The 11910-nt window shown below is 62.2% G+C and carries 12 protein-coding genes; 7 read left to right on the forward strand and 5 right to left on the reverse strand.

What is annotated here, in order from left to right:
* Positions 1-11: 11 nt before the first annotated feature.
* The 4 genes from LPB73_RS19640 to LPB73_RS19655 all read right to left on the reverse strand — a co-directional run bounded on the left by LPB73_RS19640 (position 12) and on the right by LPB73_RS19655 (position 4768).
* On the reverse strand, positions 12-2075 hold the full coding sequence (locus LPB73_RS19640; RefSeq protein WP_120288628.1) for an elongation factor G: 2064 nt from the start codon (positions 2073-2075) through the stop codon (positions 12-14).
* A 184-nt stretch (positions 2076-2259) separates the two neighbouring features.
* Positions 2260-2736 (reverse strand): DUF992 domain-containing protein, encoded by a 477-nt coding sequence (locus LPB73_RS19645; protein ID WP_068731211.1) that lies wholly within the window; start codon positions 2734-2736, stop codon positions 2260-2262.
* A gap of 179 nt (positions 2737-2915) precedes the next feature.
* On the reverse strand, positions 2916-3446 hold the full coding sequence (locus LPB73_RS19650) for a DUF992 domain-containing protein (protein ID WP_068731210.1): 531 nt from the start codon (positions 3444-3446) through the stop codon (positions 2916-2918).
* Between the two features lie 119 nt (positions 3447-3565).
* Complete coding sequence (locus tag LPB73_RS19655) at positions 3566-4768, reverse strand: pyridoxal phosphate-dependent aminotransferase (RefSeq protein ID WP_068731379.1); 1203 nt, start codon at positions 4766-4768, stop codon at positions 3566-3568.
* A gap of 217 nt (positions 4769-4985) precedes the next feature.
* Between LPB73_RS19655 and LPB73_RS19660 the strand changes: the two genes are divergently transcribed.
* From LPB73_RS19660 to LPB73_RS19675, 4 genes are all read left to right on the forward strand, one after another.
* Complete coding sequence (locus LPB73_RS19660; RefSeq protein WP_231077905.1) at positions 4986-6212, forward strand: glycosyltransferase family 87 protein; 1227 nt, start codon at positions 4986-4988, stop codon at positions 6210-6212.
* Between the two features lie 181 nt (positions 6213-6393).
* A complete protein-coding gene (locus tag LPB73_RS19665; protein WP_089261726.1) occupies positions 6394-7047 on the forward strand; it encodes a glutathione S-transferase family protein in 654 nt (217 codons plus the stop codon).
* A 140-nt stretch (positions 7048-7187) separates the two neighbouring features.
* The gene (locus LPB73_RS19670) at positions 7188-7361 is read left to right on the forward strand and encodes a hypothetical protein (protein ID WP_231077906.1); all 174 of its coding nucleotides are present in this window, start codon (positions 7188-7190) and stop codon (positions 7359-7361) included.
* Positions 7362-7443: 82 nt separating this feature from the next.
* A complete protein-coding gene (locus LPB73_RS19675; protein WP_231077907.1) occupies positions 7444-8607 on the forward strand; it encodes a PQQ-dependent sugar dehydrogenase in 1164 nt (387 codons plus the stop codon).
* Positions 8608-8617: 10 nt separating this feature from the next.
* Here LPB73_RS19675 and LPB73_RS19680 read toward each other — a convergent pair whose 3' ends face one another.
* Positions 8618-8974: a DMT family protein gene (locus LPB73_RS19680; RefSeq protein ID WP_068731204.1), complete on the reverse strand. Its 357-nt coding sequence runs from the start codon at positions 8972-8974 to the stop codon at positions 8618-8620.
* A 207-nt stretch (positions 8975-9181) separates the two neighbouring features.
* Between LPB73_RS19680 and LPB73_RS19685 the strand changes: the two genes are divergently transcribed.
* The 3 genes from LPB73_RS19685 to LPB73_RS19695 all read left to right on the forward strand — a co-directional run bounded on the left by LPB73_RS19685 (position 9182) and on the right by LPB73_RS19695 (position 11894).
* Positions 9182-9778 carry a PAS-domain containing protein gene (locus LPB73_RS19685; RefSeq protein ID WP_089261730.1) on the forward strand — a complete coding sequence of 199 codons (597 nt, stop codon included), beginning with the start codon at positions 9182-9184 and terminating at the stop codon, positions 9776-9778.
* 223 nt (positions 9779-10001) lie between these two features.
* Positions 10002-10856, forward strand: coding sequence for a lysophospholipid acyltransferase family protein (locus tag LPB73_RS19690; protein WP_231077908.1), 855 nt, complete (start codon positions 10002-10004; stop codon positions 10854-10856).
* A 96-nt stretch (positions 10857-10952) separates the two neighbouring features.
* Positions 10953-11894 carry an aldo/keto reductase gene (locus LPB73_RS19695; RefSeq protein WP_231077909.1) on the forward strand — a complete coding sequence of 314 codons (942 nt, stop codon included), beginning with the start codon at positions 10953-10955 and terminating at the stop codon, positions 11892-11894.
* Positions 11895-11910 lie beyond the last annotated feature (16 nt).

The raw sequence follows: 11910 nt of genomic DNA on the forward strand, positions 1-11910 counted from the left end.
GGGCCACTGTACTAAGCCGCCACCCGATGCGCCGCAACGATCTGGTCAGCGGCGCGGCCCGAGACTTCGGCCATATGGTCGAAGCTGCGGGTGAAGCTGCCGGCGCCAGCGGTGGCCGAGCGGAGTTCGACGATCAGGTCGCCGATCTCCGCTTCCGGCAACATCGCGCGCACCGTGTCCCAGCCCGGCCAGTTGTCGCGGGTATCGAAGCCGAGAATCTGGCCGCGCCGTCCTGACAGGATGGCGTTGACCTTGGCCGTGGCCTCGGTGGGACAGACGATCTCCACCGTATGGATCGGCTCCAGCAGCACCGGCTGGCATTGCGGCAGCGCCTCGGTGAAACCGATCCGGGCAGCCGTCCGGAACGCCTGATCGGAAGAATCCACGCTGTGATAAGACCCGTCGGTGAGCGTCACCTGCACGTCGATGACAGGAAAACCGAGCGGACCACGCTGCAACCCGTCGACGACGCCCTCCTGCACCGCGGGAATGTAGTTGCGCGGCACCGCGCCGCCGACCACCTTTTCCTGGAATGCAAAGCCTTCGCCGCGCGGCAGCGGGCCTATCTCCAGCACAACGTCGCCAAACTGGCCGTGACCGCCGGACTGTTTCTTGTGCCGGCCGCGCTGGGTGATCGGTTTACGGATGGTCTCCTGATAGCCGATCACCGGTGCATGCGATTTGACGTTGATGCCGAAGCGTTCGTGCAGGCGCTCCATCGCCACGCGCAGATGCATCTCGCCCTGCCCCCACAACACCACGTCATGGGTCTGCGCGTTATTGACCACCGCAAGCGACGGATCCTCCTCGGTCAGTCGCAACAGCGCCTGGCCGAGCTTGACGTCGTCCTTCCGATCGGCGGACGCAAGCGCCATGGCCAGCACGGGCGACGCGGCCACGACATTCACCAGAGACGCCGGCACGATCTTGCCGGTCGAGATCGTGTCGCCGGTCCTGACATGATCGAGCTTGCCGAGCGCGACGGTCTCGCCCGCTTCGGCCGATGCGCGCTTGCTGTCATGTCCTCCGCTCGCCGCAAGAATGCCGGAGACACGCCCGCTTTCGCCCGACGAGGACAGCAATGTTGCGCCATCATCGAGATGACCACTCAGCACGCGCGCGTAAGACAGCTTGCCGCCGTGCTGTAGATGGCTGCTCTTGAACACGTAACCGATCGCATCCTTGCTGTCGGGCACGCCGAGGCGCTTAGCCGTCTCGGCCACGCCGGGTGCCTCGTGGCGTAGCGCCTTCATCAGCCGCAGCACGCCATTCTCGCGCATCGCCGAGCCCAGCAGCACCGGACAGATCAGACCTTCGCGCAATTCGCGCGCGAGATCGTCGAACACGGCGTCGGCCGGCGGCGCGATGTCGTCAAGCAACTGCTCCATCAGCGCGTCGTCATGATCCGCAAGCTTCTCCAGCATGGAGAAACGCGCTTCCTTCTCGCGGTCGAGATCGCCGCCTTCGAGCTTGATGACTTCGGACGCCTTGTGCTCGCGATAGACGAAAGCGCGCTCCAGCGCGAGATCGACGAAACCGGCGACCAGGTCGCCGTTCCAGATCGGGATCTGCCGCAGCACCAGCGGCACGCGCGAGGCCGGCTGCAATGTCGCCAGCGTCTCGCGCACGCGCTTGTGGGCGCGGTCGATCTTGTTGAGAAACAGAAATCTGGGAATGCCGAGGTCTTCGAGTTCGCGCAGGATCAATTGCAGCTGCGGCAATTTTCGCGCATCCGCCTCGCAAACCACGATGGCTGCATCGACGGCGGGTAATGCCGCGCGCATGTCATGTGCGAATTCCACCGAGCCCGGACAGTCGATGAATGTGTAGCTGTCGCCCATGAAGGTGGTGGTCGCAGCCGTCAGGCCGACGCCCATCTTGTGGGCTCTGGCTTCCGCATTGGCATCGCCGATGCTTGTCCCATTGTCGACGCTGCCGGCCCGCGGGATCGCCCCGGTGCGGGCCATGATCGCTTCAAGCAGTGTGGTTTTTCCGCTCTGGAAAGGGCCCACCAGCGCAATGCACTTTGCGGCATTGCCTTGTGGACCGCGGGGACTTCTCAGGTCTTGTCCCATTGCCGCCTCCTCATGTGGAGCTCGGCCCATGATTGGGTCGGCGGTCAATGCTCCGCCCGGTCCGGATATTTGGCAAGATGGAAAAGTTGCTGCGCTGCGATGAACGTGATCGGATTGCGCCATAAAAAATCCGGCTCCGCCATGGGCGAAGCCGGATGAATTTGTGCGAGCGATCGCCGCGGGATCAGCGACCGGGGCGCAACTCCAGGCTCTGCAGACCGGCGGCGACATTCAGTCCCACCGACCCCTGCAGACTGAGCGGCTGCAGGGAGAAGGCGTTTTGCGAACCGCCAACCAGGACATTCGCGCCGACGCCGACACCAACCGACGCGCTGCCCTGCGCGCCCGCATAGTTGCCGGACAGATCGCCGGGACCGCTATAGTTCACCGGCACGAACACGGCCCAGGATAGCGCGGTCTGTTCGGTAATACCGAGATCGATGCCCACTTTGCGGATCGTGGCGACATAAGGCTGATCCGGACGACCGGTACCGGTGAGCACGCAGCCGAGATTGGTCACCGAGCCCACGACGAATCCGACGCTGGCTCCGCCCCGGCAATTCAAGACACCGACCTGCACGCCTTGCTGCGACTGCGCTTGCGATGCAGTGAAAAAGGCGGCGGCAGCGATACCGAGAACGAGCGATGAGAGGCGGACCATCAGGAATCTCCGGGTGATGAACGGAAGTAAGGATGTGGATCGACTATCCATAGCTAATGATACCGCCCAATGACAGCGGCGCACGCGCAGCGCACGCAACAAAAAAGGCCCGCTCGCGCGGGCCTTTTCGTTAACCTTGCCGGATCGCTTACGCGATCACAGCGATCGCTGGCGATCGCTTAGCGATGGCTGCGATGACGGCGCTTCTTGTTGTAGCGATGACCGCTGACCGGACCGGTCGCTTCCAGTTCGAGCTGAACGATGCCGCTGGCGACGTTCAGACCGGTCTGGCCCTGCACCGAGATCGGCTGCAGCGAATAGGTGTTGCCCGGACCGCCAACGAGGAAGTTGCCGCCGAAACCGAGGCCAACCGATGCGTTGGTACCGACGCCGCCGTAGCTGCCGGCCAGCGCGCCGCGCGGCACGCGGGTGGTCGGAGCGAATGCAGCCCACTGCACCGTGGTGTTTTCGGTGAAGCCGAGATCAAGGCCGAAACGGCGGATGTTGGCGACGTAACCTTCGGCGCGGCCACCGGCGCTCTGGAAGACGCAGTTGAGGTGCGCATTCGAACCGACCACGTAGCCGACGTTCTGGCCGCCACGGCACTCCAGCACGCCAACCTGAACGCTGCCAGGCTGCTGTGCATTTGCGGTCGCAACCGACGCCGCAAAGGCCACGGCCGTCAGGCCGAACATCTTGGAAAGTCGCATAGTGATACTCCACCTTGGGGATTTTGATAGCGAGGGGACAAGAAGGAAGCGCCGTGTCGAAAACAAGGCGCTTCCCGAAATAAGCCCCGAAACCGTCAAAAGTTTCGGAGCGGGTTTTGTTACCGAAGATTTCCGCAGAAGCGCTGGATGCGCTTGCAGGCATCTTCGAGATCGGATGTTTTCGTCGCGTAGGAGATGCGGAATGCCGGGCCAAGGCCGAAGGCCGAACCCTGCACCACCGCCACGCCTTCGGTTTCCAACAGTTCTGTGACGAAGTCTTCGTCATTGGCAATAACCTTGCCCGAAGGCGCAGTCTTGCCGATGGTGCCGGCGCAGGACGGATAGACGTAGAACGCGCCTTCCGGACGCGGGCAGTTGATGCCCGAGGCCTGATTCAGCATTGCCACCACGAGATCGCGGCGCTCCTTGAACACGGCATTGTTCTTCGGGATGAAATCCTGCGGACCGTTCAAGGCTTCCACCGCCGCCCACTGCGCGATCGACGACGGGTTCGAGGTCGACTGCGACTGGATCGTCGCCATTGCCTTGATGAGCTCGGCGGGACCACCGGCGTAACCGATGCGCCAGCCGGTCATGCAGTAAGCCTTGGAGACGCCGTTCACGGTCAGCGTGCGATTGAACAAAGACGGTTCGATCTGTGCCGGCGTGGTGAACTCGAAGTCGTCATAGACGAGGTGCTCATACATATCGTCGGTCATCACCCAAACGTGAGGATGCTTCACGAGGACATCGGTGAGCGCCTTGAGCTCCGACTTCTTGTAGGCGGCGCCTGTCGGGTTCGACGGCGAGCACAGGATGATCCACTTGGTCTTCGGCGTGATCGCTGCTTCCAGCGCGGAAGCCTGCAGCTTGAAGCCGAATTCTGCGGTGCAGACCACGGACACGGGCGTGCCGCCGGCCAGCGCCACCATTTCCGGATAGCTCACCCAATACGGCGCCGGGATGATGACTTCGTCACCCGGGTTCAGCGTCGCCATCAGCGCGTTGTAGAGCACCTGCTTGCCGCCGGTGCCGACGATGATCTGGTTCGGTTTGTAGGTCAGGCCATTCTCGCGCTGAAACTTGCCGATAATGGCTTCCTTCAGTTCGGGAATACCGTCCACGGCGGTGTACTTGGTCTTACCGGCCTCGATGGCGTGAATCGCTGCCAGCTTGATGTTCGCCGGGGTGTCGAAATCGGGCTCGCCCGAACCAAGACCGATGACGTTGCGGCCGGCTGCTTTCAGCGCGCGTGCTTTATCCGTCACCGCGATCGTCGCGGACGGCTTCACACGGTCGAGCGCAGCGGACAAAAACGACATCATCTTCTCCTGAGAAAGGTCGCGGACCCGCGGTCGGCGACGTCAAAATGGCTGATCCTGCTGGGATCGGCGCACCCTAGTGCGTGCGACGTTGCATCGCAAGAAGCTTGGGCAAAAACACATCTGGAAGTGATGCAATTCAGCAAGCGTTAAACGGGGGACGGTAGCGTCAACCGCACGTCGCAATCGACGATTTGGGCCAAAATGCACCCTTAAAATGATCTGGATCTGGCAGCATATTGAAAGCGGCGCATGGCTGCCCCTCGAACGCGTGCGGGCTTACAGCCTGATCGTGCTCGCTTTGGGCACATTGGCCTTCGCCGGCTGGATTGCGGTCTCGGACGGCGTGATCGACCGCAATGGCAAGCCGATCGGGACCGACTTTTCCAACATCTATGCGGCGGGCCGGCTCACCCTCGAAGGCAAACCCGCCGACGCGTATGATCCCGCCCTGCAACACGCCGCGGAACAGCGGGTGTTTGGCCGCGACGTGCCGTTCTACGGCTGGCACTATCCGCCGTTCTTTCTCGGAATTGCCGCGCTGGTGGCCACGGTGCCCTATGGATGGGGGCTCGGTCTGTGGCTCGTCGCCAGCTTCGCCGCCTACCTCGCCGCGATCCGCACGATCCTGCCCCGCCGGGAAACGCTGCTGGTGGCCGCCGCCTTTCCTGCCGTCTTCATCAATGTCGGTCACGGCCATAACGGATTTCTAACCACCGCACTGCTGGGCGGCGCATTGCTTCTGCTCCATCGCCGGCCGTGGCTGGCCGGCGTGTTGATCGGGCTATTGGCCTACAAGCCGCAATTCGGTGTGCTGATTCCTCTCGCCCTGCTCGCCGATAGACGCTGGATCACGATGGTATCGGCCGCACTCACCGTCGCTGTCCTCATCGTATTGAGCACGGGGTTATTCGGCGCCGGCATCTGGCAGGCCTTTGCCGACTCCACTGCTTTCACTCGCGATGTCGTACTCGAACAAGGCGGCACCGGGTGGCAGAAAATCCAGTCGATCTTCGCCGCGACACGGATGTGGGGCGCCGGTCTTCCTGTCGCTTATGCCGCGCAGTTCGGTCTCGCAGCCGGCATTGCCATCAGTTTGATGTGGCTATGGCGCAGCCATGCAGCGTTCGAACTCAAGGCAGCAGCACTCGCGATCGGCAGCCTGCTGGCGACGCCCTATGTGCTCGACTACGATCTCATGGTGCTCGCCATCGCCATCGCCTTCTTCGCGCGGCATGGACTCGATCATGGCTTTCACGCGGGCGAGATCAGCCTGCTCGCATTGACCTGGATCATGCCGCTGCTGACGCGCAGCATCGCTGGCGCCATCGAATTGCCGCTCGGCTTTCTGGTGATGATCGCTTTTTATATCATCGTGCTGCAGCGCGCACTCGCTGATAACAGCACATCGCGGCACCTTCACACACAGATCGCGGCAGCGTGATCTTCCATTGCCGAATGCTGCCTGACATACATTTTTCTCAATCCAGACTGCCGCAGCCGTTTTCGACTTTTTCCATTCCGTGGGCCTTGCGACAGGCTCGCATCAGCATCATTGTCTAACCGCGATCTGCGCTGGCCAATCGCGCGGTTGCCTTGACCTGAAATGAATTGAACATCTGCGAATGTACAAACTCTATTCGATGCAGCGCTCTGGCAATAGCTACAAGGTTCGCCTTGCGCTGGCGTTCCTGGACGCGCCTTATCGCGCCATCGAAGTGGACATTCTGCGCGGCGAGAGCCGTACCCCGGAATTTCTGGCCAAGAACCCCAGCGGTCAGGTGCCGCTGCTCGAGATCGCCGAAGGCCGCTATCTCGCCGAATCCAACGCCATCCTCTGGTATGTCGCCATCGGTACATCTCTGGCGCCGGAATCGCGGATGGACCGTGCCGAAGCCATGCAGTGGATGTTCTTCGAGCAGCACGCCCTTGAGCCGAATCTCGGTGCCGCCTATTTCTGGCTATGCTTGGTGCGCGGTGGCCGCGACCTGCAGACCCACGCGCTGGAAGACTGGATGGAGCGTGGCTATGCCGCGCTGCAGGTGATGGAGAATCACCTCAAGATCCATGACTTCTTCGCCGCGGGCCAGCTGACAATCGCCGACATCGCGCTATACGGTTACACCCACGTCGCCGAGAAGTGCGATTTCGACCTCTCCAGCTTTCCGTCGATCCGCCGCTGGCTGCGTCTGGTGGAAACCCAGCCGGGTTTTATCTCCATGGACTGGCACCCGACGTCGTCGGAATACGATACCTTGGACGTAGTCGCCGACGCTTAAGTCCTGAAATAGCGGGCATAACCGCTGTGAATGCCATTTTCCCGCCATAGTTTGGGCAATTCCCGCCCAAATCTCGCCTGCCGCAGCTGCGAATTTGTAGCACGCGGGTGATTCGCCCGCGATTTGAAGGATTTACGGCCATGATACGGTCGCTTCGCGTGGGTGCAGGATTTCAGGCACGCCCCACGTCCATCGCATCCACCCGGTTGACCCACGCCGTCGCGGCGTCGCTCGCGGTTGGCTGTCTGTCGCTTTGCGTCATCCTCGCCCGCACCGTGATGTCGATCCCGGTGGCGAGTGCGATGCCGCTCTGACGGTCCCCACAACTCATAAACACTCAGCCGCGATGCCGCGCATCGCTTATGCAACCTGCGACTCCGTGATGGAGCCATTTCGATGAAAAGGCCCGTGATCTGGGTCACTGTCACGTTGACGGCGGCTATCGTCGTGACCGCGACCCTTCTGATCGCCACGACCACCCGCGGCGAAAACACCTCGTTCGGCTCGTCGGCCGGCAGGCTCGAAGTACAGACCGTCGCCTCCGGTCTCGCTTATCCATGGGCACTGGCGTTTCTCCCCGAGGGCCGCATGCTCGTTACAGAACGGCCCGGTCGCATCCGTATCGTCTCGCCGCAGGGACAGTTGTCGCCTGCGGTCAAAGGCGTGCCCGAGGTGATGGCCGTCGGCCAGGGCGGTTTGCTCGACGTCATCACCGACAAGAACTACGCGCAGAACACCACGATCTACTTCTGCTACTCGGAACGTTCGGGCAGCGGCGGTCGCACCGCCGTCGCACGCGGTAAGCTCATCGACGGCACTGCGCCGCGTCTCGACGACATGAAGGTGATCTTTCGCCAGGACGGCCCGCTGTCGTCGGGCAATCACCACGGCTGCCGTATTGTTCAGGCGCCTGACAGCAACCTGTTTGTCACGCTCGGCGAACACTATAGCGGCCGCGATCAGGCACAGAGTCTCGATAATCATCTCGGCAAGCTGATCCGCATCGCGCCGGATGGATCTGTGCCGAAAGACAATCCATTTGTCGGCCGCGACGGCGCCAGGCCGGAGATCTGGAGCTACGGTCATCGCAACCAGCAAGGCCTCGCCATCAATCCGGCGACCGGCGACTTGTGGGAGACCGAGCACGGGCCGCGCGGCGGCGATGAAGTGAACATCATCGGCAAGGGCAAGAATTACGGCTGGCCTGTGATCGGCTACGGCATCGACTATTCCGGCGCGAAAATCCACGAAACCACGTCGAAGGCGGGCATGGAGCAACCGGTGAAATACTGGGTGCCGTCGATCGCCCCGTCCGGCATGACGTTCTATACCGGCGATCTCTTCCCGCGCTGGCGGGGCAGCCTGTTCACCGGCGCGCTGGCAGGCCAGATGCTGGTGCGGCTACAGCTCAACGGAAACACGGTCACGTCCGAAGAGCGCGTCCTGCAAAATCTCAACGAACGCATCCGCGACGTCCGGCAAGGACCGGACGGCGCGCTCTGGCTGCTGACGGATAGTTCGGCAGGACGAATCTTGCGGATTACGCCAGCCGGGAAGTAAGCGGTCGCTGCTACGACCACTTGTGGAAAATGAAGAACGCCCCGAGCGCGATGAAGGCAAAGCCCAGCGCGTGATTCCAGCCGAGCGGCTCCTTCAGATACAGCACCGAAAATGCAGCAAACACGACCAGCGTGATGACTTCCTGCATCGTCTTGAGCTGGGCGGCATTGTAGACTTCGCTGCCCCAGCGGTTGGCGGGCACCGCCAGCCAATATTCGAAGAAGGCAATGCCCCAGCTCACCATGATGACGAGGGGCAACGAGTGATCCTTGAACTTGAGATGGCCATACCAAGCGAAGGTCATGAAGATATTCGAGGCCAGCAGCATCAAAATCGGCAGCAGCAGCGGCGGAATGGTGAAGGGCATTCGATCGGGGTCCTTTTTAAATCCCGGCGCTAACATTCAAGGGCCGGCGCCGGTTCCGGTGGCATCGATAGCATTTGAAGCGAACAAGGGGAAAATGATGCCGGGCTCTTCACGCGCCGTTAGCTATACCGCCGGGAAATTGTGGGCCTTTTTGCAACCAGAGGCCAACCTGCGTTTCTTACCTTTGTACGGACACAGGTACAGCCGATGCAGTACGATTGGCGACTGATTCTCGATCCGGGAATTGAAACGGCGATCATTGTGATCGCAGCCGTCGGGATTACTTTGGCAATCCGCCTCTTCCGGCTGCGACGCGCGGCACGGGCCCGCGAGAACGAGCAGCACGCCACTGCCCAGCGCCTTTCGGCTGCACTTGACCAGATCGATATCGGTGTCGTGCTTCTCAATGCCGACACCCGCGCCGAATTCATCAACCGCGCCTTCCGCGACTACTTCACGCTCCCCGACGAGAAGGCTGACAGCAAGCCGCCGCTGATCGCGCTGATGTATCACGCGCGCGATATCCACGCTTACGCCCTCCCCGACGACGAGGTCGACAGCTTCATCGCCAGGCGCGTCGAGATGATCCGCGCCGGCACTTCCACGCCGACGACGTTGCGCCTCGCCAATGGCCGGGTGCTGCGGATGAGTTGCGCCGTGCTGCCCGATGGCGGGCGGATGCTGAGCTACACTCCGGTGACCGACCTCATTCGTCACACCGACGAGCTCTCCGAGCGCGACTATTATCTGGCGCTCCGCGAAGGCGACGTGTTCAGCTCCCACCGGCTGGACGCGGCCGAATAGGGCGCAATGCCACCTGTGGATATCCCGGGTTGTCATGGCGATGTCACTCGCCCCGGCTAGGCTCCTCATGCAGCCGGTTGCTTCCCCCCGTCGCCAATCGGGTGCTTCCCCAGCGGTCTCCGTCAGTTGCCGCGCTGACCGGGACCGCTTCTTTTTGCCGTGGTTTCTCCTAATTCATGCAACTGACTTTGCCTGCGGAAGTCGGCCCCGGTATAATAAACCCATGATCCGTTTCGCCGCCGTCCTGATCTCCTTGACCATGCTGACGCTGCTGCTGGCGCCGTTTCAGCTGATCGCACTGGCCTTCGGCCTGCGCTGGCAGCAGAGTATTCCGCATCTGTTTCATCGCATCCTTTGCGCGCTGATCGGCGTGCGCATTCACGAAGTCGGCAAGCGGACGACGGACACGCCAGTCCTGATCCTCTCCAATCACGTCTCATGGCTCGACATCATCATCATCGGCGCCAGGGCGCCGGTGGTGTTCGTTGCCAAGAGCGAAGTTGCCAAATGGCCGGTGTTTGGCTGGCTTGCCAAATTGCAGCGCACGATTTTTGTCGAGCGCGAACGCCGGCAGAAAACCGGCGCGACGGCGCAGGAAATCGGCGACCGCATGCTGTCCGGCGACGCGGTGGTCCTGTTCGCGGAGGGCACCTCCAGCGACGGCATGCGCGTGCTGCCGTTTCGCTCGGCACTGGTCGGCTCGGTGCATCACGCGCTCGGCGATTCCACGCATCACAAAGAGATCACGGTGCAGCCGATGTCGATCGCCTATGTCGGCTTCGGTGGATTGCCGGTCGGCCGCGCCTTTCGCGAAAACGTGGCGTGGTATGGCGACATCGATCTGATCCCGCATTTCATAGGCATCCTGTCGTCGGGCGCCATCGACGTCGTCGTAAGCTGGGGCGAAGCCGTCGCCTATGACATGTCCGCTGATCGCAAGACGATCACGCGTAACGCGGAAAACGCTGTGCGGCGCATGACGTCCACAGCCTTGCGCGCCGGGCCGCCGCGGAAGACCCCGACCGCCCTGCCCGCGCCCGAAGTTCAAACGCCCGAGTCCGCTTCCGCCATCGCCTGAGCGCCCGCGCGACTGCCATGATGCAGAGCGTCTTGCTGCGCGATGAGGCGCGCGCCATAACCTTGGTCCGCGCTTCCCTCACAAGGCACATTCATCATGGAAACCCGCAATCTCGGCCGCTCCGGCCTTCGCGTCTCCGCCGTCGGTCTCGGCTGCAACAATTTCGGCCAACGCACCGATCTGGAGACCGCGCGCAAGGTCATCCACAAGGCGATCGATCTCGGCATCACGCTGTTCGACACCGCCGACATCTATGCCGGCATGGGTGGCTCCGAGACGGTGCTGGGCGAAGTGCTGGGCGATCGCCGCAAGGACATCGTGCTGGCGACGAAATACGGCAAGCCAATGAGCAATGACGGCAGCAAGCAGGGCGCCTCGCGCCGCTACATCATGAGCGCCGTCGAAGCCAGCCTGAAGCGGTTGAAGACCGACTATATCGATCTGTATCAGCAGCACGATTACGATGCGCTGACGCCCATCGAAGAGACGCTGCGCACGCTCGACGACCTCGTGCGTCAGGGCAAGGTGCGCTATATCGGCAATTCCAACTTCCCGGCTTGGCGCATCGCCGAAGCCGAGATGGCCGCGCGCCAGATGGGCGTCGCGCCCTTCGTGTCGTGCCAGGACGAATACAGTCTCGTCGTCCGCGACATCGAGAAGGATCTGCTGCCGGCCGCGCAGCATTTCAATCTCGGCCTGCTGCCGTTCTTCCCGCTCGCCGGCGGCATGCTGACCGGTAAATATGCCGGCCTGAAGAACGTCCCCGCCGATACGCGCTTCGGCAAGACCCCCTATATGCAAGAGCGCTATCTGAACCCGCGCAACATCGCCTTGGTCGATCAACTGCAGGCCTTCGTCGGCGCGCGCGGTCATTCGATGCTTGAGCTCGCCTTCTCGTGGCTCGCCGCCCGCCCGCAAGTCTCCAGCGTCATCGCCGGCGCATCATCGCCCGAGCAGATCGAGCAAAATGTGAAGGCGGCGCAGTGGAAGCTGACGGCGGAGGAGATGACGGAGATCGACGGGATTACGCTGGGGTAGTTGCGCGCAGATTCTT

Source organism: Tardiphaga sp. 37S4 (genome assembly GCF_021044645.1).
Classification (GTDB): domain Bacteria; phylum Pseudomonadota; class Alphaproteobacteria; order Rhizobiales; family Xanthobacteraceae; genus Tardiphaga; species Tardiphaga robiniae.